Annotated in this window: 18 protein-coding genes; 5 read left to right on the forward strand and 13 right to left on the reverse strand. The window is 60.2% G+C overall.

Features of this window, described 5'->3' with window-relative positions:
• Window positions 1-90 precede the first annotated feature (90 nt).
• The 4 genes from DW49_RS1000000131240 to leuS all read right to left on the reverse strand — a co-directional run bounded on the left by DW49_RS1000000131240 (window position 91) and on the right by leuS (window position 4,693).
• Entirely contained in the window at window positions 91-306 is a 216-nt protein-coding gene (locus DW49_RS1000000131240; protein WP_081591674.1) for a hypothetical protein, read from the reverse strand.
• A 6-nt stretch (window positions 307-312) separates the two neighbouring features.
• On the reverse strand, window positions 313-1,350 hold the full coding sequence (gene holA / locus DW49_RS0125060) for a DNA polymerase III subunit delta (RefSeq protein ID WP_003376571.1): 1,038 nt from the start codon (window positions 1,348-1,350) through the stop codon (window positions 313-315).
• Between the two features lie 41 nt (window positions 1,351-1,391).
• Window positions 1,392-1,997: an LPS-assembly lipoprotein LptE gene (locus DW49_RS0125065; RefSeq protein WP_005620656.1), complete on the reverse strand. Its 606-nt coding sequence runs from the start codon at window positions 1,995-1,997 to the stop codon at window positions 1,392-1,394.
• A gap of 89 nt (window positions 1,998-2,086) precedes the next feature.
• Window positions 2,087-4,693: a leucine--tRNA ligase gene (gene leuS / locus DW49_RS0125070; RefSeq protein ID WP_005620655.1), complete on the reverse strand. Its 2,607-nt coding sequence runs from the start codon at window positions 4,691-4,693 to the stop codon at window positions 2,087-2,089.
• 311 nt (window positions 4,694-5,004) lie between these two features.
• On the opposite strand from leuS, the gene DW49_RS0125075 reads away from it, so the two are divergent.
• The gene (locus tag DW49_RS0125075; protein ID WP_005620653.1) at window positions 5,005-5,355 is read left to right on the forward strand and encodes a hypothetical protein; all 351 of its coding nucleotides are present in this window, start codon (window positions 5,005-5,007) and stop codon (window positions 5,353-5,355) included.
• Window positions 5,356-5,425: 70 nt separating this feature from the next.
• Window positions 5,426-6,196, forward strand: coding sequence for a YdcF family protein (locus tag DW49_RS0125080; protein WP_005620652.1), 771 nt, complete (start codon window positions 5,426-5,428; stop codon window positions 6,194-6,196).
• Between the two features lie 51 nt (window positions 6,197-6,247).
• On the opposite strand, the gene lnt is transcribed toward DW49_RS0125080, so the two are convergent.
• From lnt to miaB, 5 genes are all read right to left on the reverse strand, one after another.
• Window positions 6,248-7,768, reverse strand: coding sequence for an apolipoprotein N-acyltransferase (gene lnt, locus DW49_RS0125085; RefSeq protein ID WP_005620650.1), 1,521 nt, complete (start codon window positions 7,766-7,768; stop codon window positions 6,248-6,250).
• A gap of 41 nt (window positions 7,769-7,809) precedes the next feature.
• A complete protein-coding gene (locus tag DW49_RS0125090; protein ID WP_005620649.1) occupies window positions 7,810-8,652 on the reverse strand; it encodes an HlyC/CorC family transporter in 843 nt (280 codons plus the stop codon).
• Between the two features lie 5 nt (window positions 8,653-8,657).
• Window positions 8,658-9,158: an rRNA maturation RNase YbeY gene (gene ybeY, locus DW49_RS0125095; RefSeq protein ID WP_005620648.1), complete on the reverse strand. Its 501-nt coding sequence runs from the start codon at window positions 9,156-9,158 to the stop codon at window positions 8,658-8,660.
• The gene (locus DW49_RS0125100) at window positions 9,151-10,173 is read right to left on the reverse strand and encodes a PhoH family protein (protein WP_005620647.1); all 1,023 of its coding nucleotides are present in this window, start codon (window positions 10,171-10,173) and stop codon (window positions 9,151-9,153) included. Before DW49_RS0125100 ends, ybeY begins: the two co-directional genes overlap by 8 nt.
• A gap of 177 nt (window positions 10,174-10,350) precedes the next feature.
• Window positions 10,351-11,679 carry a tRNA (N6-isopentenyl adenosine(37)-C2)-methylthiotransferase MiaB gene (miaB, locus tag DW49_RS0125105; protein ID WP_005620645.1) on the reverse strand — a complete coding sequence of 443 codons (1,329 nt, stop codon included), beginning with the start codon at window positions 11,677-11,679 and terminating at the stop codon, window positions 10,351-10,353.
• A gap of 130 nt (window positions 11,680-11,809) precedes the next feature.
• Here miaB and DW49_RS0125110 point away from each other — a divergent pair, with 130 nt between their 5' ends.
• Window positions 11,810-12,136 (forward strand): DUF1820 family protein, encoded by a 327-nt coding sequence (locus tag DW49_RS0125110; RefSeq protein ID WP_003376591.1) that lies wholly within the window; start codon window positions 11,810-11,812, stop codon window positions 12,134-12,136.
• A 42-nt stretch (window positions 12,137-12,178) separates the two neighbouring features.
• On the opposite strand, the gene DW49_RS0125115 is transcribed toward DW49_RS0125110, so the two are convergent.
• The 4 genes from DW49_RS0125115 to DW49_RS0125130 all read right to left on the reverse strand — a co-directional run bounded on the left by DW49_RS0125115 (window position 12,179) and on the right by DW49_RS0125130 (window position 16,109).
• The gene (locus DW49_RS0125115; protein ID WP_003376593.1) at window positions 12,179-12,727 is read right to left on the reverse strand and encodes a tetratricopeptide repeat protein; all 549 of its coding nucleotides are present in this window, start codon (window positions 12,725-12,727) and stop codon (window positions 12,179-12,181) included.
• A 295-nt stretch (window positions 12,728-13,022) separates the two neighbouring features.
• Window positions 13,023-14,306 (reverse strand): glutamate-1-semialdehyde 2,1-aminomutase, encoded by a 1,284-nt coding sequence (gene hemL, locus DW49_RS0125120; protein ID WP_005620644.1) that lies wholly within the window; start codon window positions 14,304-14,306, stop codon window positions 13,023-13,025.
• A gap of 364 nt (window positions 14,307-14,670) precedes the next feature.
• The gene (gene thiE, locus DW49_RS0125125) at window positions 14,671-15,288 is read right to left on the reverse strand and encodes a thiamine phosphate synthase (RefSeq protein ID WP_005620643.1); all 618 of its coding nucleotides are present in this window, start codon (window positions 15,286-15,288) and stop codon (window positions 14,671-14,673) included.
• 23 nt (window positions 15,289-15,311) lie between these two features.
• The gene (locus DW49_RS0125130; protein WP_005736740.1) at window positions 15,312-16,109 is read right to left on the reverse strand and encodes a hydroxymethylpyrimidine/phosphomethylpyrimidine kinase; all 798 of its coding nucleotides are present in this window, start codon (window positions 16,107-16,109) and stop codon (window positions 15,312-15,314) included.
• Window positions 16,110-16,543: 434 nt separating this feature from the next.
• On the opposite strand from DW49_RS0125130, the gene DW49_RS0125135 reads away from it, so the two are divergent.
• The gene (locus tag DW49_RS0125135; protein WP_005620641.1) at window positions 16,544-18,550 is read left to right on the forward strand and encodes a sensor histidine kinase; all 2,007 of its coding nucleotides are present in this window, start codon (window positions 16,544-16,546) and stop codon (window positions 18,548-18,550) included.
• Between the two features lie 158 nt (window positions 18,551-18,708).
• Entirely contained in the window at window positions 18,709-20,172 is a 1,464-nt protein-coding gene (gene amn / locus DW49_RS0125140) for an AMP nucleosidase (RefSeq protein ID WP_003376603.1), read from the forward strand.
• Window positions 20,173-20,339 lie beyond the last annotated feature (167 nt).

A 20,339-nucleotide genomic window follows, 5' to 3' on the forward strand; every position in this document is an offset into this window, starting at 1 on the left:
CCTCTACCTCGACCCGATCGAGATATGTGTATGGTGCCGAAAAGCGCGCCTGGCCGCTTTGTAATAACGAGGGTGTAAACCACAGGCCGATCAGGGCATATCGAATTGATGAAGCAGCGCCATCATGGTGATCACCAGAATTGCGAGCCCTGTTGCTACCGTCCAGTTTGCTTCTGCGGTGTTTGAAAACCACGACCCTCTGGACGGATATCTACCGCGTGACAAAAGTCGCACGATGGGCCAGCCAACGGGATAGCAGATCGCACGAAGGATTACTTCGAGTAACTCTTGAATAAGCTCGGACATGACAGCTCACTCCGCAGGCAATGCCAGCCTCTGCCCCGCCATCAGCAGCGCCAGTCGGCTCAGGCTGCTCCACGGCGAGCCTGCTGCCTGACCCTTGATTTGCGCGTCGATGCGCTGCGCATCCATCAGCAACTGGCTCCAGCGTTTTGCCGAGTGGCGTTGCAGGGCCTTGCTCATCAGCGGTTTGCGCTTGTCCCAGATCGGTGGGCGGGCCGAGCTGAACACCTTGTCGAGCGGCACACCCTGGCTGAACTGTTGGGACATGTTGGCCAACGCACGCAGTTCGCGAGTCAACGCCCAGAGAATCACTGGCGTCTCGACCCCCTCGCCGCGCAGGCCCTCAAGCATGCGCAGGGCATGTGCCGCTTCGCCGTTGAGCACCGCATCGGTCAGGCCGAATACATCGAAGCGCGCGCTGTCAGCCACCGCAGCCTGTACGGTTTCTACGGTGATCTGGCCTTCTTCGGCCATCAGCTTGAGCTTTTCGATTTCCTGCGCAGCGGCCAACAGGTTGCCTTCAACCCGTGCGGCGATCAATTCGACAGCATCCTGTGTGGCGGCAAGTCCCGCTTGAGAAAGACGTTGGCGAATCCATTGCGGCAACTGGCCGATGTCCACCGGCCAGATCTGCACGAACTGGGTGTGCGCACCGTCAACCAGTGCCTTGCCCCATTTGGTCTTCTGCGCACTGCCATCCAGCTTGGGCAGGCTGATCAGCAGCAGGGTGTCTTCGGCCGGTCTGGCGCAGTATTCCATTAGCGCCGCAGCGCCCTTGTCACCGGGTTTACCGGAAGGCAGGCGCAGTTCCAGAAGACGGCGCTCGGCGAACAGCGACATGCTGGCACCGGCCTGGAGCAATGTGCCCCAGTCGAAGCTGGCGTCTGCGCTGAACACCTGACGTTCATCGAAGCCTTGCTGGCGTGCAGCAGCACGGACGGCGTCGGCAGCCTCCTGACAGAGCAGCGGGTCGTCGCCACTGATCACATAGACAGGCGCGAGCGTACCTTGCAGGTGTTTAGCCAGTTGGGCGGGGGCGAGTTTCATGGGCTAGAGAATGTCGGGGCCAGATGACTGGCCCCGGACATTTACCTGGCAGGCACTTCGACGGGCGACTGCTGAGGCGTCGCGTCGCGAATCCGCTGAGCAGCTTCCAGTGCATCGGCTTCGGCTTTGGCCACTGCGTCGGCCTTGGCCTGCAGTTCGTCCAGGCGGGACGGCGTCAATTGTTGCAGACGTGCCATCAGTTTCTGGATCAGGTCGTTGCGCATTTCCTGACGGACCTGCGAGGCTTCCTGATCGGAACCGGTCAGGTTGTTGCCGTCATGTACGTAGGAACGGTCTGCACTTACTTTGTTGTCCAACAGGAGGCGGTCCCGGTCACCGTGAATTTCATACGTCAGCGTGTTGGTCAACTGGTATTCCGCCGAGCGGCCCGAACCGGAGAAGCTGATGGTGCGCTGGGTTTCGTTCTCACTGGTCAGAATCAGCTTGTAGGGCGCGCCGGTGTAGACCTTGACGCCGGAGCTGGTCAGCAGGCGAGTCAACTGAGTCACGGTTTCGCCGTAGGCGTTGCGTGCGCTGACATCCAGCTCCTTGATCGCCAACTCGGTCGTGCCGGTGCCACGCAGCTGGAAGCCACAGGCACTCAACAGAACAGCCAGGCCCATCACCAGCAAATTGCGTTTGATCATCTTGATGCTCCCGTTGAATCCGTTTGGGCCGCCACTGCGAGCCCTGAAAATATGTTCGGCGCCCGGCAGTTGCCAGGCGCCCGATCCAGTCAGCTTGCGACGATGTTGACCAGCTTGCCAGGCACGACGATCACCTTGCGAATGGTCAGGCCATCAGTGAAGCGCAAGACGTTCTCGTTGACGCGTGCCGCCGCTTCGACTTCTTCGCGGCTGGCACTGGCAGGCATTTCGATGTGGCCGCGCAGCTTGCCGTTGACCTGGATCACCAGTTGCAGGCTGTCCTGCACCAGTGCATGGGCATCGAAAACAGGCCAGCCAGCGTCGATGACCGGCTCATTGTGGCCCAATTGCGTCCACAGTTCGTGGCTGATGTGCGGCGTGATAGGTGCCAGCAGGAGGGTGACTGTTTCCAGGCCTTCCTGCAGCAGTGCGCGATTCTGTGGTGTGGCCTGCGGGGCTTTTTCCAGCACGTTCATCAGCGTCATCACTTGCGCGACAGCGGTGTTGAATTTCTGGTTCTGGCCAATATCCTGGCTCGCCTGCTTGATAGCCTGATGGATCGAACGGCGCACGGCCTTCTGCTCATCGGTCAGCGCGGCGATGTCCAGGCTGCCCGATGCACCCTGAGCAACGTGCGCCTGAGCCAGACGCCATACACGGCGCAGGAAGCGATGCGAGCCTTCGACACCCGAGTCGGACCATTCCAGGCTCATGTCAGGCGGCGAGGCGAACATCATGAACAGACGGCAGGTGTCCGCGCCGTACTGATCGATCATGGTCTGCGGGTCGATGCCGTTTTTCTTCGACTTCGACATCTTCTCGGTGCCGCCGATTTCCACCGGCAGGCCATCGCTGGTCAACGTAGCGCTGATCACCTTGGCCTTGGCGTCTCTTTCGAGGGTGACGTCGGCCGGGTTGATCCAGGTTTTCTTGCCGCTGGTTTCCATGCGGAAGTAGGTTTCGGCGTTGACCATGCCTTGGGTCAGCAGGTTCTTGAACGGCTCGTTCGACGTCACCAGGCCTTCGTCACGCATCAGCTTGTGGAAGAAGCGCGCGTAAAGCAGGTGCAGAATGGCGTGTTCGATGCCGCCGATGTATTGGTCCACCGGCAGCCAGTGGTTGGCTGCGTTCGGCTCGACCAGGCCACCTTCGTAATGCGGAGATGCGTAGCGCGCGTAGTACCAGGAGGACTCGACGAAGGTGTCCATGGTGTCGGTTTCACGCTTGGCCGGTGCGCCGCATTTCGGGCAGCTGCACTCGTAGAACTCGGGCATACGCGCCAGTGGCGAGCCGGCACCGTCGGGTACCACGTCTTCCGGCAGGATAACCGGCAACTGGTCTTCAGGGACCGGCACGTCGCCGCAGGTGTCGCAATGCACGATCGGGATCGGGCAGCCCCAGTAACGCTGACGGCTGATGCCCCAGTCGCGCAGTCGGAACTGAGTGCGCGACTGGCCCAGCGCTTTTTTCACCAGAGCGGCTTCGATGGCATCGAACGCGTCCTGGAAATTCAGGCCGGTGAACTCGCCGGAATTGATCAGCGGGCCTTGTTCGTTGTACTCGGCTTGCCACGGCGCAGGCGTTTCATCGCCAACGCTGGTACGTACCACGGGTTTGATCGGCAAGTCGTATTTGCTGGCAAATTCGAAATCGCGCTCATCGTGCGCAGGGACTGCCATGACAGCGCCATCGCCGTAATGCATCAATACATAGTTGGCGACCCACACCGGCAGTTTTTCGCCGGTTAGCGGGTGCTCGACGAACAACGAGGTCGGCTGGCCTTTCTTTTCCTGGGTGGCAACGTCTGCTTCGGCGACGCTGCCGCCCTTGCACTCATCGATAAAGGCTTGCAGCGCAGGGTTGCCTTGCGCTGCAAGGGTCGCCAGCGGGTGTTCAGCGGCGACGGCAACGTAGGTTGCCCCCATCAGGGTGTCCGGGCGTGTGGTGAAGACTTTCAATGTGCCCGCTTCGCCGATCGACGCCTGGTCGTACGGGAACTGCACTTCCATGCCGCGCGATCTGCCGATCCAGTTGCGCTGCATGGTCTTGACCTGTTCAGGCCAGCCCGGCAGCTCGTCGAGGCTTTCCAGCAGCTCGTCGGCGTAGGCGGTGATCTTGAAGTAGTACATCGGGATTTCGCGCTTTTCGATCAGCGCGCCGGAACGCCAGCCGCGACCGTCGATGACCTGCTCATTGGCCAGTACGGTCTGGTCGACCGGGTCCCAGTTCACGGTGCCGTTCTTGCGGTAAATCACGCCTTTTTCGAACAGGCGAGTGAACAGCCATTGTTCCCAGCGATAGTAATCAGGCTTGCAGGTAGTGACTTCGCGAGACCAGTCCACCGCCAGACCCAGGCTCTTGAGCTGGTTCTTCATGTAGGCGATGTTTTCGTAGGTCCACTTGGCCGGCGCGACGTTGTTGTCGATCGCGGCGTTTTCAGCCGGCATGCCGAAGGCGTCCCAGCCCAGTGGCTGCAGGACGTTCTTGCCGAGCATGCGCTGGTAGCGGGAAATCACGTCACCGATGGTGTAGTTGCGCACATGGCCCATGTGCAGCTTGCCGCTGGGGTAAGGAAACATCGACAGGCAATAGAAGGTTTCCTTGCCTGGCTGTTCACTGACTTCAAAAGACTTTTGCTCATCCCAGAACGTTTGGGCGGCGGCTTCGATTTCGCGGGGCTGATAGAGTTCGTGCATGGCTACTTTTTACTAAAGATTAGTGACCCTTGACCTCTTCATTGCTTCGCCGAGTCAGGTCGGCACCGCGGGGCTGACAATTGTAACTGTCTGTGCGGTGCGTTCGGGCTCAAGAGCGCGGAAGTGGAATTACAGGAAGCGCCGTAGCATACATGAGGGTCATCTATCGAGGGAAACCCTGATTGCTCCGTGCGGCGGTCAAAGCCCGGCTGACCGCTCTATCTGGCCGTTGGTCGCAGTTTTATGCCGGTTCCGGCAGCGCCGCTAAGCTCAAGCGCGAGGGTAATGTTTATCTTCGATGAGGTGAGCAGATGACAGAGTTGCAGCACGCAGTAAGCACATCTGAGCTGTATGAGCGTTTGATCGATCGTCTCGGGCTTGCGCTTGAAATGGCAAGTACCTCGGTACGCTTGCGAAACGAATCGCCCGCCGAACTTGAACTCAAGGGGTTGAGCTGCGCCGAGTTCGAGTTGATAGAAGCCTGTCTGGAGAAAGGTGTCGGTACGTCAGGCGGGGCTGCCATGGGTATTTCCAGGTGCAGCTATACGGATTCGTTTGAACACGCCAGCGCGGTCAAGTCGTCCAGAATGTCAGCCACGATCATCTGGCTGAAGGACAAGCGACGAGCCAGGGCATCGGCACGGCTGGGCCGTAACGGTTAGGTATCCGGCTTCAAAGATTGTTGCCTGGCTTCAAACATTCTAGGCTTCGGGCATCTCTGGAGATGCCCCGATGCCTTTGCGCTACCTGTTGAAAACCCTCTTATTGCCCCCCGGCATTCTGTTTCTGCTGCTGATCCTCGGCTGGTGGCTGCGTCGCTCGCGTCCGCGTCTGGCAGCAGCCTGTTTTGCTGCGGGTCTGAGCGGTTTATGGTTGATGAGCCTGCCGGTTGTGGTGGAGTTTGCCGCGCGCAAGATGGAACAGATCCCGCCCTTGCCGCAACACCAATGGGCGACGCTGACGCAGCAGGCGGATGCGATTGTGGTGCTTGGCAACGGGCGTGAGCGCAACTCCCCCACTTGGGGCGCTGATACGCCGACGGGGCTGGGCCTGGAGCGGTTGCGTCTGGCGGCCCGATTGGCGAAAGAGTCCGGGCTGCCCATACTGACCACGGGCGGTTTGCATTTCGACCAGCCACCCAGCGAAGCGTCGATCATGGCGCAAGCGCTGCAGCAGGACTTCGGCGTGACAGTGCGCTGGCAAGAAGGCCTGAGCCGTACCACGTGGGAAAACGCGACAATGACCGCCGCGGTTCTGCAACCGCAGGGCATCAAGCGCGTGGTGCTGGTCACGCAGGCCTGGCATATGCCAAGGGCGCGCTGGAGTTTCGAGCAAGCGGGTTTTACCGTGGTGGGTGCGCCGGTCGGCTTTCTTGGGGTGGACAATGCCCGGCCCTTTGGCGGCTGGTTGCCTGAAAGTCGCGTGTTCACGCAGAGCGGGGTGCTGCTGAACGAAGCGGCGGGTTTACTGGTTTACCCGTGGATTTACCGAAGCGGTCACTGAGCGGAAGCCGATTCCAGCTGAAAACAGCTGAAACCGGCTTTGTGCAACCGGTCAGACAGTCTTGGAGATCCGTGCCGCCAGCAACGCCCAGCCAAACAACAGTAGGCAGACAATCGCCAGTGGCCACGAGCGCCAGTGCAGGTACGGCGTGAGTTCATGCATCGGCACCACTTCCCCATACAGCACGCCACGCTCGAACTGCGGAATCTGCACGGTGATCCTGCCAAACGGGTCGATCAGCGCGGTGACGCCATTGTTGGTCGAGCGGATCATCCAGCGTCCCGCTTCAAGGGCGCGCATCTGGGCCATCTGCAAATGCTGCAGAGGACCAATCGAGGTGCCGAACCAGGTGTCATTGCTGACCGTCAACAGCAGATCGCTCTGCGCCGACAGGCCTGCGGCGAACTCCGGATAAACCACTTCATAGCAGATGAACGGCGCGATGTGATAACCCTTGGCCTGCAATAGAGCCTGATCGTTCGGGCCGCGTGCGAAGTCGGACATCGGCAGGTCGAAGAAGGAAATCAGCCCGCGCAACAGATCCTGCAACGGCACGTATTCACCGAACGGAACGAGCTTTTGTTTGAAGTAGGTGCCATCGCCTTGGCCGGTGACGGTGATGCCGTTGTAGTAGCGGTATTCGCCACGCCCGGTTGGTTCACGCACCGGCACGCCAGTGATCAGCGCCGCGCCACGGTCCGAGGCAAACTTGCCCATCATCGACAGATAGCCTTCTGCGCTTTCCTTGAGGACCGGTACAGCCGTTTCCGGCCAGACAATCAGGTCGGCCTGCTGCGAGCGAAAGGTCATGTCCCGATACAGCGCCAACTGTTCGTTGAGCTTTTGCGGGTCCCATTTCATGCTTTGCTCGATGTTGCCCTGCATGGCCGCCACTTTCAGCGGCGGGCCGGAAGGCGAGGTCCAGGCGTGATTCTTGAGCGCCAGACCTGCGACCCACGGTGCCAGCAACAGCAGCACGCCCATGACCAGAAACGATTTGCGTGCCCGCAAGCGGTGCAGGTTGCACAGCAGTGCAGCGGTCAGGCCGAGCGCAAATGAAATCAGCCAGACGCCGCCAACCGGCGCGAGCCCGGCAAGCGGTGCGTCGAGCTGGCTGTAACCGGAGTAGAGCCACGGAAAACCGGTAAGAAACCAGCCGCGAAACGCCTCTTGCCATAGCCACAGGGCTGCAAACGCCAGCGAATCGGCCAGTGGCGCTTCGTTGCGTCGCAGCCAGCGCGCCCAAACCCAGGCGGGCAGGGCGAAGAACAGGGCAATGGCCGCAATGAACAGCAGCGTCAGCAAGCCTGCCAGCAGCACAGACGCGCCGCCGTAGGTGTGGATGCTGACGTAGATCCAGCTGGTGCCTGCGCCGTACAGACCGAAGCCGTAACACCAGCCGCGAGCCAGCGCCTGGCGCGGACTCAGCTCACGCAGCCCCAGATAGAACATCGCCACCGACACCAGCACCAGCGGCCAGAAGTCGAAAGGCGCCAGGGCCAGGGTCGTGAGCCCGCCAGCCGCCAGGGCCAGCAGGTTACCGGGCCAGCCGGGGCGGGTTATCCAGCGCATGTAGATTCCTTAACGCAACATCGGGTGTGTGCAGTCGGTGATTACGGGCGAGAAATCGGGCTCACACGCAGTAAATGAATACGGCGGCTGTCAGCGCTCAGAATGCGGAAGCGATAGGCGCCGATTTCGGTGATCTCGTTACGCTTGGGCAAATGACCGAAGGCATTCATCACCAGGCCACCCACCGTGTCGAACTCGTCATCCGAAAACACGCTGTCGAAGAATTCGTTGAAACTCTCGATCGGGGTCAGCGCCTTGACCAGGAAGTCGCCGCTGGGCAGCGGTTTGATGTAGCTGTCTTCCTCGACGTCATGCTCGTCCTCGATGTCGCCGACGATCTGTTCAAGCACGTCTTCGATGGTCACCAGACCCGCCACGCCGCCGTATTCGTCAATGACGATGGCCATGTGGTTATGGTTGGCGCGGAATTCACGCAGCAGCACGTTGAGGCGCTTGGACTCGGGGACAAAGGTCGCCGGGCGCAGCAGCTTCTTGACGTCGTCGCTGTCGCCGTCGGCCTTGAGGATCAGTGGCAACAGGTCCTTGGCCAGCAGCACGCCGAGCACGTCGTCGTGGCTTTCGCCGATCACCGGGTAGCGCGAATGCGCTGCATCGATGACCGCGGGCAGGAACTCGCGGGGTGTCTGGGTCGCCTTGATGCTGATCATCTGCGAACGCGGCACCATGATGTCGCGTACTTGCAGGTCAGCCACCTGAATAGCGCCCTCGACGATGGCCAGCGCTTCGCTGTCCAGCAGTTTGTTCTGGTGGGCTTCGCGCAGCAGCTCAAGCAGCTCCTGGCGGTTTTTCGGCTCATGGACAAAGGCCTGGGTCAGTTTACCCAACCATGACTTTTGCCCGTTGCTCGATCGGTCTTCGCTCATAGCCCTTACTCGTGGTCCTTGCTGGGTGTGTCTGAATGGGGGTGGTCGGCACTTTCGTCGTCGGCGTAAGGATCGGGGTAGCCCAGCTCCTCAAGCAACGTTCGTTCCAGTGCTTCCATTTCTTCGGCCTCTTCATCATCGATGTGGTCGTAACCCAACAGATGAAGGCAGCCATGAATGACCATGTGTGCCCAGTGCGCGTCGATGGACTTGCCTTGTTCAGCGGCTTCGCGGTTGACCACCGGGACGCAGATGACCAGGTCGCCCAGCAACGGGATGTCCAGCATGTCGTCTGGAACATCCGCCGGGAATGAAAGCACGTTTGTAGCGTAATTTTTATGTCGCCAGGTGTGATTGAGCTCACGGCCTTCGGTTTCGTCAACCAGCCGGATGGTCAGCTCGGAATCGGCACTGCGCTGGCGCAGGCCCATTTCACACCAGAGGCGAAATCGGGCTTCATCGGGGGCGGGCGTTTCGCTCGCAACCTGCAGGTCCAGCTCAAGCATTGCGATTCTTGTCCCGTGAATAACCGTTGTTGCCCGACGGGCCGTCGCTGAGCTGGTCATCGAAGCGCTCGTAGGCCTCGACAATGCGCTGCACCAGCGGGTGGCGAACCACATCCTTGGGTTTGAAGTGCGTGAAGCTGATGCCCGGCATGCCTTTGAGCACATCGATGACATGCGTCAGCCCCGAACGCGTGCCCTTGGGCAGGTCGACCTGAGTGATGTCGCCGGTGATCACGGCCGTGGAGCCAAAGCCGATACGGGTCAGGAACATCTTCATCTGCTCGACGGTGGTGTTCTGACTTTCGTCGAGAATGATGAAGCTGTTATTAAGGGTGCGCCCGCGCATGTACGCCAGCGGTGCGACTTCAATGACCTGTTTCTCGATCAGCTTGGCGACGTATTCGAAACCGAGCATCTCGTACAGCGCGTCATACAACGGGCGCAGGTACGGGTCGATCTTCTGCGCCAGATCGCCGGGCAGGAAGCCGAGCTTCTCGCCGGCCTCGACGGCCGGGCGCACCAGCAGGATGCGGCGAATCTGCTCGCGCTCCAGTGCATCTACCGCGCAGGCAACCGCCAAATACGTCTTGCCAGTCCCCGCAGGGCCGATACCGAAGTTGATATCGTTGCTGAGGACTTCCTTGACGTATCGCTGCTGATTCAGGCCGCGCGGGCGAATCATGCCCTTTTTGGTGCGCAGCGAGACGCCGACTTCGGCGGCAGGGTGGTTGTCCAGGCCGTCGACGCCTGATTCCTGAAGAAACAGGTGGACCATGTCCGGCGTCAGCTCGGTACCCTTGGTTTCCCGGTACAGGCGGCGCAGAAGGTTCTCGGCGGATCGGGTTTGAGTGGTTTCGCCGATGAGTTCGAATTGATTGCCGCGATTGCGGATCTCGATGTCCAGGCGTTGTTCGATCAGGCGCAAGTGCTCGTCGAGTTGCCCGCACAAGTTGGCGAAACGATGGGCCTCGAATGGCTCGAGGGTGAAGCGATGAGGTTCTATGGGTGCGTTCAAGGTCGTTTAATGGCCGTCCGGCGGCAATTGAGATGTATTGAAGAATACCCCCTGGCGGTGGTGGTGCGAAAGCTTTGCCGTGTTAAAGGCTGTGCCAAGGGTTCACCGTGCTCAATGGTAGGGACCGCGCAGAAACGAATTCATTCGCCGATTCGCCTCTGCACCGACACTCAAGATTTACTGTAGCAGCGAGCCACGCAACGAGTGGGGCTGGGCATCATCAATGTGTACGTCGGCAAATTGCCCGATCAGGCGGGGATTGTCGCAGCGAAAATTGACAATCCGGTTGTTCTCGGTGCGACCTTGCAGCTCGCCTGGGTCTTTCTTTGAATAATCGGTGACCAGAATGCGCTGGATGCTGCCAACCATCTGTCGGCTGATCTCGAAACCCTGTTGGTTCAGGCGATGTTGCAGCGCGGCCAGCCGCTCTTTTTTCAGCGCTTCCGGCGTGTCGTCTTTCAGGTCGGCGGCCGGTGTGCCGGGACGCGGGCTGTAGATGAACGAGAACGAGAAGTCGAAACCGGCGTCTTCGATCAGTTTCATGGTGTTGTCGAAATCCTTTTCGGTTTCACCGGGGAAGCCAACGATGAAGTCGGAACTGATGCTGATACCTGGCACTGCCGCCCGAAGCTTGCGCAGCCTGGACTTGTATTCCAGCGTGGTGTGGTTGCGCTTCATGGCCGCCAGAATGCGGTCCGAGCCCGACTGCACCGGCAAGTGCAGGTGCTTGACCAGCTCCGGCACGTCGGCGTGCGCCTGAATCAGGCTGTCGGAGAACTCGAGCGGGTGCGAGGTGGTGTAACGAATGCGGTCGATGCCATCGACGACGGCAACTGCCCTGATCAGATCGGCCAGGTCGGCGACTCGCCCGTCATGGGTGGTGCCGCGATAACCGTTGACGTTCTGCCCCAGCAGCGTGACTTCGCGCACGCCGTGCTCGGCCAGGTGAGTGACTTCGGTCAGCACGTCATCGAACGGTCGGCTGACTTCTTCGCCGCGCGTGTAGGGCACCACGCAGAATGTGCAGTACTTGCTGCAGCCTTCCATCACCGACACGTAAGCACTCGGGCCATCGACGCGTGGCTCGGGCAAGTGGTCGAATTTTTCGATCTCGGGGAACGAAACATCGACCTGCGGCAAGCGTGTGATACGCGCTGCGTCGATCATTTCCGGCAGGCGGTGCAATGTTTGCGGGCCGAACACCACGTCCACGTAGGGCGCGCGGTCGCGAATGGCCGCGCCTTCCTGACTGGCAACACAGCCGCCGACGGCAATCACCATCTCGGGGTTGGCCAGTTTCAGCTCACGCCAGCGGCCGAGCTGCGAATAGACCCGGTCTTGCGCGCGCTCGCGAATCGAGCAGGTGTTGAGCAGGATCACGTCGGCGTCTTCCGCGCGAGCGGTGACTTCCAGAGCCTGATGTTCGCCCAGCAGATCGACCATGCGCGAGCTGTCGTACTCGTTCATCTGGCAACCGTGGGTTTCGATGTAAAGCTTCTTGGCCATGCGTGATCATCAACCGATTCAGTGAACCGAGCATTATAAGGATGAAGGGCTCCGGTTCCTAGCGTTGGCTGTCTGATGGACATGCTATAGTCCTCGCCCCTTTTTCATCTCCGATCGTTACCCGCCCGTTATGACCAAACGCGAAGCTCCAATCTACAAGGTGATTTTCCTCAACCAGGGACAGGTGTTTGAAATGTATGCCAAACAGATCTACCAAAGTGATCTGTGGGGCTTTCTGGAAGTGGAAGAATTCGTCTTCGGCGAGCGCACGACTGTCGTGGTAGACCCGAGCGAAGAGAAGCTCAAGGCCCAGTTCGAAGGCGTGGTGCGCAGTTTTGTGCCGATGCATTCGATTGTGCGTATCGATGAAGTCGAGCGCATGGGCGTGCCGAAGATCAGCGAAGCACGCGGTACCAGCAACGTGATGCCGTTTCCCATGCCGATGCCGGAAAAATAGTTGCCTGGTGTGTGAGCGGCGATTGCCCTGAGCTAACGCGGATCAGGGCAGTGGCGAGAACGGACTGCGGCCTTCGGCGGTTTGCAGTTCAAGCAGGTATTTGCGGAAAATCTGCCCGAGTACCTGGGTGGCCACTTCGAGGTCTTCGCGCTTCATCTTCGCCGACACTTCGTCTGCCGCGTCCAGCGCGTCTTCCGAGCCATTGACGGCGGCCATTTTCAGCACGATGTACGCCTGAATGTTATTGGCCTGCACCCCTTCGCCCCGGCTGAACATCAAGCCCAGCTGGTACTGCGCCTGGGCGTGGCCCTGCAATGAAGCCTGCTCGAAGTAATTCAGCGCCTGCGGCAAATCGCGAGGTGCATTTCGGCCCTCGTAATAGAACTCACCCAACTCGTATTGCGCCTGAGCATCCCCGCCCTGAGCGGCCTGCTGACAGGCTGCGAGCGCAGCAGGCAGGTTCTCTGGCTGGGTATTGAGGGTGCAACGACCCATCGCCGGGATTAACAACGAGTTGCCGCCGGCAGTCGCCAGCAGGGGATAGACAAGCAACAGGCAGCCCAATACAAGGGTGCGGCCGGTGCGGTTCATGGGAGTCGACTTACCTCTGAAAAAGGTGCGGGCATGCCCGACCAGCTAAACGTGCTGGCTGCGCATTATGAAATAAGCAGAGCCAACCTTACAAAGTCTTTACGGATTTTCTGCTGCACGGCGAGGAAAAACCCGTTTTTACGGGGGTATTACCTGAAACGAAACTTCCAGTGCCGTGTATTTGCAGCTTTCGCACTGCATTGTAGAAGCAAAATACGCACTTAACGTTCCGTTTCATTCACAGACTTCACTTGCGCCGGTTCAATGACACCCCGCGCAAGTGTGTCTGGCGTGCTTATTTGAGCGCAGCGAAAGCCTTTTCTGCGGCATCAAGTGTCAGTTTCAACTCGGCATCGCCGTGGGCAATAGAGGTAAAACCGGCTTCAAACGCACTTGGCGCCAGATAGACGCCGCCTTCCAGCATCAGGTGGAAGAAGCGCTTGAAGCGTTCGGCATCGCTGGTCATCACGTCTTCAAACGTAACAATTTCGCTCGCTTCGCTGAAGTACAGGCCGAACATGCCGCCAGCCTGAGTCGTCACGAACGCGATGCCAGCGGCGTCAGCCCGTTGTTGCAGGCCTTCGAGCAGGCGACGAGTGTAGTCGCTCAGTTCATCGTGAAAGCCTGGGCGGCTGATCAGGCGCAAGGTGGTCAGGCCAGCGGCCATCGCCAGAGGGTTGCCCGACAGGGTGCCCGCCTGATAGACCGGGCCGAGCGGCGCGATGTGCGACATGATTTCGCGTTTGCCGCCAAAGCAGCCCACCGGCATGCCGCCGCCGATGATCTTGCCGAACGTGCTCAGGTCTGGCTTTACGTCGTAGTAAGCCTGCGCGCCACCGAGGGCCACGCGAAAACCGGTCATCACTTCGTCGAAAATCAGCACCACGCCATGCTCGTCGCACAGGGCGCGCAGCCCTTGCAGATAGCCCGGCGCGGGCGGTACGCAGTTCATGTTGCCGGCAACGGGCTCGACGATGATGCACGCGACTTCCTGGCCCACTTCGGCCAGCAGGTCGCGCACGGCGTTCAGGTCGTTGAAGGGGACGGTCAGGGTGTGTTTGGCGAAGGCCGCCGGTACGCCTGGCGAGCTTGGCACGCCCAGTGTCAGTGCGCCGGAGCCAGCCTTGACCAGCAGGCTGTCGGAGTGGCCGTGGTAGCAGCCTTCGAACTTGATGATGCTGTCGCGGCCGGTAAAACCACGGGCCAGACGAATCGCGCTCATGGTCGCTTCGGTGCCCGAACTGACCATGCGCACCATTTCCATGGACGGCACCAGTTCGCAGACCAGATCGGCCATCTCGGTTTCCATCGCGGTTGGCGCACCGTAAGACAGGCCGTGCTCCAGCTGATTGCGCACGGCGTCGAGCACGTCCGGGTGGCTATGGCCCAGAATCATCGGGCCCCAGGAGCCGACGTAGTCAACGTAGCGTTTGTCGTCTTCGTCAGTCACGTAAGCGCCAGCAGCATGCTTGAAGAACAGCGGCGTCCCCCCCACGCTTTTGAACGCGCGAACTGGCGAATTGACGCCACCGGGGATGTGCTTTTGGGCATTGGCGAACAGTGTTTCGGAACGGGACATGATCGGGTCTCTGCTTTGAAACGGGGAATTCGTGTCTACGCTGGGGTCAGCCGAGGCGGGCAGCTTTATACCGGGCTGCTTTATTGAGTGGCATGAGCCAGAGCAGGCGCAGGAACGCGCACTATATCATGCGCACCAGGCGACGCTTCGCTTGTGTGGGAGCGGACCGGGCGACGCTCCTACATTCCGATGGATTGTGGATAAGTCATCCGACAGCTCGCGGACAAGCCAGGCGTCGCCCGGTCCGCTCTGGATTCTGGCCGAAGGCCTTGGGAGCTTGCTCGCGAAGAGGGCGGTGCAGGCCCCGAAAATAGCGGGTTTGAACCATCGCCTTCGCGAGCAAGCTCCCCACAGCGATTCCGCCCTACAACAACGCCATAAACGCTTTCGCCCGACGGGTCACTTCCTGGGTGTTATCGGCGCCGAACAGGCCGTGCACCACCGCCAGCAAATCAGCGCCGTGTTCGACCAGTTGCGGGGCGTTTTCCAGAGTGATGCCGCCGATCACCGCAATCGGCAAATGAACCTTCGCGCGGACCTGGGCGATCAGGTCCAGCGGCACGGCTGGTGCGCCAGGCTTGGTCTGCGAATTGAAAAACCTGCCGAACGCCACATAGGTCGCGCCGTCAGCCTTGGCTTGTTCCGCCAGCTCAAGCTGGCCGTGGCACGTAGCACCGACAATCGCCTTGTGCCCCAGCAGGGCGCGGGCATCCGGCAAAGAACCGTCGGTCTGCCCCAAATGCACGCCAACCCCCAGACGAGCCGCCAGCTCGGCGTCGTCGTTGATGATCAGCCGCGTCTTGTAGCGTTCGCAGAGTTTGAGCAGTTCGGTCGCTTCGCGCAGACGGCGGGAGTCGTCACCGGTTTTGTCGCGGTATTGCAGCAGCGTTACTCCGCCGTCCAGCGCAGCCTCGACATAAGACAGAAATTTGCCGGTCAGCAACTGGCTGTCGGTGATGGCATACAGGCCACGTAGTTTCATGAATCGAGCCTCATGGCAGTGCGTTACGAGCAAAAATCCAGCGGCAGGCGACGAGGCACAAATTGCCCCCGGCCCAGCTGTTCGGCATCGCGCAGTGTGCGCCAGGTGTAGTCGAGCGCCGACTTCACGGCGCTGACCAGTTCTTCGCCCTGGGCAAGACGCCCGGCCAACGTGCTGGCCAGTGTGCAGCCGGAGCCGTGGTAGCTGCCCGGCAAGCGTTCGCAGACGAAGGTGTGGGTCTGGCCACCGCGGATGTACAGGCGGTTGTGGATTTGCTGTTCGTCGCCATGCCCGCCCGTGATCAGCAGGTGCTGACAAAACGGCAGCAGTCTGGCTGCGCACTCATCTGCTGTGCCTTCGGGCAATTCGGCCAGAATGCGTGCTTCCGGAAGGTTGGGCGTGGCGATGGTCGACAGTGGCAGCAGCTGTTCGCGCATGGCATAGCCGACTTCGTCCTTGCCCAGGCGCCCACCACCGCCGGCACGCAGCACCGGGTCGCAGACCACCGGCAAATGCGGGTTGGCCTGCAGCAGTTCAACAACGGTGTCGACCATTTCCAGTGAACCCAGCATGCCCAGCTTGACCGCGGCCACGCTCGAATCATTCAGGATGGCATTGGCCTGGGCCATGACCCATTCTCGGTCCAGCACCCGAAAATCACTGACGTTCACAGTGTCTTGCACGGTGAGCGCAGTAATGGCGGGAGCGGCATGGCAGCCTTGGGCGAGCAGGGCTTCGATATCGGCCTGTATACCGGCGCCGCCACTAGGGTCGTGGCCGGAGAGGCAGAGGACAACGGGGCGGGAGCTATAGATATTCATGGTGCGCGAGCTTATCACTAAACCTTTCACGGACTGGTGGTGCACCCGCTTTTTATTGCACATGCAGTTTGCATAAGTGTTGCCTACGGTTTGCACGTGTTTTGCATACGTCCTGCATGAGTTCTGCATGCGCCTGCCAGCGGCACTCTGCGCGCGCCCGGCAACGCGCGAAAATACTCATGTTTGCTCTGAAATGACCGATATAGAGCTATTACTTTGATTTTTATCGCGATACTGTCTCTACGCTATTAGCGACTATGCTTCAGTGGCAGGCCGGTTATTGGCGGTTTGCAGGTGTTTTTATATCGATGTCTGCGGGTGCATTTCCACGTTCAATGGTCTGTTTGAATCATTAGCCTGTTTCAAGGATAGAAATCTGCAGGACGTCGTCATCAACGGATGGATTGAACGCGACGACCTACCTTGGGGCTTCAATGCGCTATCTGCTGATCATCCTGGCTTTCTGGCTGCCGTTGCAGAGTCATGCAGTCGAGTTTGATGAAAACACTCGTTTTCTGCCGCTGGGCCGTGCCGTGCAGTTCTTTGAAGACCCGACCGGCACCGCGACCATCGACAGCGTCAGTTCGCCGACCGGGGCGCAAGCCTTTCGGCCCGCCCCCGCAGGCACCTTCAATGCGGGCTATTCGCGCTCTGCGTTCTGGCTGAAAGTCGAGCTTTCGTATCGCCCCGCTGATGCTGGCATTCACAACGACTGGCTGCTGGAACTGGCGTATCCGCCAATGGACCGGATCGATTTCTACGCCCCGGACGCCAGTGGCCGTCCGACACTGACCTGGCAGACCGGCGATATGCTGCCCTTCGCCAGTCGTCAATTCGCACAGAATAACTACCTCTTTCAACTGGACCTGCCGCCGGGCCAGACGCGCACCCTGTATGTGCGCATCAGCAGCGAAGGTTCGGTGCAGGCACCGCTCAACCTTTGGTCCACGCACGCCTACCTTGAGGCGCAGCCCACCAGGATCTACGTGTTTGGCCTGATCTACGGCGTGCTGCTCGGCATGCTGGTCTACAACCTGTTCATCTACCTCAGCGTGCGCGAGCCCGATTACCTTTATTACCTGTTGTACGTGGCCGCCTTCGGGCTGTATCAGATGTCGATCAACGGGGTCGCCATCGAGTACTTGTGGCCTGACAGCCCCTGGTGGGCGAATGCCTCAACACCTTTCCTGATGGCGCTGGCCACGTTGTTTGCCTGCCAGTTTACGCGCAGCTTTCTGGGCACCGCGCGGCTGGGCCGCTGGCTCGATCGCTCGCTGCTGACCCTCATTGGCGCTGCCGTGCTGGTAATGTGCATCGCCTTGTTCCTCAGCTACGGGCCGGCGTTGCGCGCGGCCACGCAGCTGGTGATGGCCGGCGCCTTGACGATTTATCTGGCCGGCATCGTCGCCGTCGTGAAAGGTGAGCGGGTGGGGCGCTACTTTGTGCTTGCCTGGTCGGTTTTCATGATCGGCGGGCTGGTCTTCGGGCTGATGCTGATGGGTTACCTGCCCAACACCTTCCTGACCATGTATGCCTCGCACATCGGCACATTGCTGGAAATGGCGTTCCTGTCGATGGCGCTGGCGGACCGCATCAACCATGCCCGTTACCAACAGGAACAAACCTTGCTGGCCTACGGCAAGGATCTGGAACGCCTCAACCAGCAACTGGCCACCAGCAACCGGCTCAAAGACGAGTTTCTTGCCACGCTCACTCACGAATTGCGCACGCCGATGAATGGGGTGATCGGCTCGCTGGAGGTGATGCAGACGCTCGACATGGACGACGAAGTCGAGATGTACCAGCAAACGGCGGCCAGTTCTGCACGGGACATGATGAGCATGATCAACGGCATTTTGACCCTCACCGAGCTTCAGGCCGGTGTGCTGTATGCCGAATGCAGCGCTTTTGCGCCCCTTGATCTGGTCGAAAGGCTGCATGAACGCTTCAGCGGGGCTGCGCAATCCAAGGGTCTGACACTGGCGCTTGATCTGGACGATAAGCTGCCGCCTGCCATTCGCGGCGATGCCGGCAAGCTCTACCAGTGCCTTGAATGCCTGGTGGACAACGCGATCAAGTTCACCCGCAAGGGCGCAGTGCAGGTGCGTTTCAGTGGGCAGCCGCAGGATCTGGAGCGCATGCACCTGCGCGTCGAAGTGATGGACAGCGGGATTGGTTTCAGCCATCTGGACGAAGCTTTGCTGTATCAACACTTCCTGCAGGTTGATGGCTCCATGACCCGCGAATACGGCGGGCTGGGTATCGGTCTGGCGATCTGTCGGAAACTGGTCGAGTTGCAGGGCGGCGAACTCAGTCATCGTTCAGAGCCTGGCAAGGGCAGTTGCTTCACATTGAGCATTCCCATGCTGATGGCGGTGCCGGGCGCAGTACGCAGGGCGCCTGAAGCCAAGGCTCAGTGGGGGCATGTAAGCCGCTCCTGACACCGATAAGCAGCAAAAGCGCCGGTTTTTCGGCGACTACGGCACCTTGCTGCAAAGCCTTGATGTCGAATCATTGCTGTTCAAGCCTTCGCCGCAGGTGGCATGAGCACGCGAACCCGTTACGATGCACGTCTGCAAGATCAGACAGGACATGAATCGTGACCCAAGCCTTTGTTGTCGTAGACACCGCCGAGCAAGCCGTCGAGCGGCTTGCCGAGCTGCACGAACGCGCCACCAGCGCGTTGAGTCAGGCGCTCAAGCGCTACCTGAAAGACCGCGTCGAGCCCACCGCCGAAGAGCGAGCGCAGTTCAGCTACCCGCAACTGCGCCTGGTCTATAAATGCCACGGTGAAGTGCCGCTGACTACCCGCGCCTACGCCAAGGTCCAGCTGCCCGGCACTTACAGCGTCACGGTCACGCAGCCCAAAGCCTTCAAAAAATACCTGCTGGAGCAGCTTGTCCCGCTGATGAGCGACTTTACCGTCACGGTCGAAGTCGGCATGAGCGAGCAGAGCATTCCTTATCCTTACGTGGTCGAGCAGGGCGATGAGCTGGCGGGCACCGGCGTGACCGCTGCGGCGCTGGCCCGCGTGTTCCCGAGCACCGACCTGTCGGCCGCCACCGACGGGATTGCCGACGGTCTTTATGACTGGGCCAACGTTGACCCGCTGCCCCTGGCGTTGTTCGATGCGGCGCGGGTGGATTTCTCGCTGCGTCGTCTGGTGCATTACACCGGCAGCGACTGGCGTCATGTGCAGCCGTGGATTCTGTTGACCAACTACCACCGTTACGTTGACCAGTTCATCTTGCATGGCCTGGAAAAACTCCGCGAAGACCCGCGTTTCGTGCGCATGGTTTTGCCGGGCAACGTGGTGGTCGACAAGAGCATGGGCGTTGACGAGGCTCAGGCGATTGTGGCCAGCGTGGTCTGGCACCGTTATCAGATGCCGGCTTATCACCTGATTGCCGAAGACGGTCACGGCGTGACGCTGGTCAACATCGGCGTCGGCCCTTCCAACGCCAAGAACATCACCGACCACCTGGCGGTGCTGCGTCCGCATTGCTGGCTGATGATCGGCCACTGTGGCGGCCTGCGTCAGTCGCAGACCATCGGCGATTACGTTCTGGCGCACGCTTACATGCGTCGCGACGGGATTCTCGACCGCGTACTGCCGCCGCACATCCCGATTCCGGCGCTGGCCGAAGTGCAACTGGCTTTGCAGGAGTCTGCCGCGCAGATCACCGGCGAGCGTGGCGAAGAGCTCAAGAAGCGTCTGCGCACCGGCACAGTTCTGACGTACGACGACCGCAACTGGGAGCTGCGCTGGGCTCAGGAGCGTCCGCTGATCAACCTGTCGCGCGCTGTCGCGGTGGACATGGAAAGCGGCACCATCGCCGCTCAGGGTTATCGCTTGCGTGTGCCGTACGGCACGCTGCTCTGCGTCTCCGACAAGCCGTTGCACAGTGAAATCAAGCTGCCAGGTTCGGCCAACGCGTTCTACGAACGGGCGGTCAGCCAGCACTTGAAGATCGGCATTGCCGCGCTGGACCTGATGCGCACCCAGTTGAACTCGCTGCACTCACGCAAGCTGCGCAGCTTCGATGAGCCACCGTTCCGTTGATGGCCGCTCGTTAATAGATTGGTATTTGCACCAAGGGCCACTAAAGTGGCCCTTTCTGTTTTCCGATTGCCGAATTCCCATCCTCGCACCCAACGCCCCGTTTCCCGCCGTCCTGCGCCCAATCCGGCAAGCGCTGCCCGCCGTGTCGCCAAAGCGCCACCGGCCGA

The organism is Pseudomonas avellanae BPIC 631, from assembly GCF_000444135.1.
GTDB lineage: Bacteria > Pseudomonadota > Gammaproteobacteria > Pseudomonadales > Pseudomonadaceae > Aquipseudomonas > Aquipseudomonas avellanae.

What these genes read in the sequence shown, in the direction of transcription:
- DW49_RS1000000131240 (WP_081591674.1), bottom strand. Translation starts at nt 306, where the DNA reads ATGTCCGAGCTTATTCAAGAGTTACTCGAAGTAATCCTTCGTGCGATC.
- holA (WP_003376571.1), bottom strand. Translation starts at nt 1,350, where the DNA reads ATGAAACTCGCCCCCGCCCAACTGGCTAAACACCTGCAAGGTACGCTC.
- DW49_RS0125065 (WP_005620656.1), bottom strand. Translation starts at nt 1,997, where the DNA reads ATGATCAAACGCAATTTGCTGGTGATGGGCCTGGCTGTTCTGTTGAGT.
- leuS (WP_005620655.1), bottom strand. Translation starts at nt 4,693, where the DNA reads ATGCACGAACTCTATCAGCCCCGCGAAATCGAAGCCGCCGCCCAAACG.
- DW49_RS0125075 (WP_005620653.1), top strand. Translation starts at nt 5,005, where the DNA reads ATGACAGAGTTGCAGCACGCAGTAAGCACATCTGAGCTGTATGAGCGT.
- DW49_RS0125080 (WP_005620652.1), top strand. Translation starts at nt 5,426, where the DNA reads ATGCCTTTGCGCTACCTGTTGAAAACCCTCTTATTGCCCCCCGGCATT.
- lnt (WP_005620650.1), bottom strand. Translation starts at nt 7,768, where the DNA reads ATGCGCTGGATAACCCGCCCCGGCTGGCCCGGTAACCTGCTGGCCCTG.
- DW49_RS0125090 (WP_005620649.1), bottom strand. Translation starts at nt 8,652, where the DNA reads ATGAGCGAAGACCGATCGAGCAACGGGCAAAAGTCATGGTTGGGTAAA.
- ybeY (WP_005620648.1), bottom strand. Translation starts at nt 9,158, where the DNA reads ATGCTTGAGCTGGACCTGCAGGTTGCGAGCGAAACGCCCGCCCCCGAT.
- miaB (WP_005620645.1), bottom strand. Translation starts at nt 11,679, where the DNA reads ATGGCCAAGAAGCTTTACATCGAAACCCACGGTTGCCAGATGAACGAG.
- DW49_RS0125110 (WP_003376591.1), top strand. Translation starts at nt 11,810, where the DNA reads ATGACCAAACGCGAAGCTCCAATCTACAAGGTGATTTTCCTCAACCAG.
- DW49_RS0125115 (WP_003376593.1), bottom strand. Translation starts at nt 12,727, where the DNA reads ATGAACCGCACCGGCCGCACCCTTGTATTGGGCTGCCTGTTGCTTGTC.
- hemL (WP_005620644.1), bottom strand. Translation starts at nt 14,306, where the DNA reads ATGTCCCGTTCCGAAACACTGTTCGCCAATGCCCAAAAGCACATCCCC.
- thiE (WP_005620643.1), bottom strand. Translation starts at nt 15,288, where the DNA reads ATGAAACTACGTGGCCTGTATGCCATCACCGACAGCCAGTTGCTGACC.
- DW49_RS0125130 (WP_005736740.1), bottom strand. Translation starts at nt 16,109, where the DNA reads ATGAATATCTATAGCTCCCGCCCCGTTGTCCTCTGCCTCTCCGGCCAC.
- DW49_RS0125135 (WP_005620641.1), top strand. Translation starts at nt 16,544, where the DNA reads ATGCGCTATCTGCTGATCATCCTGGCTTTCTGGCTGCCGTTGCAGAGT.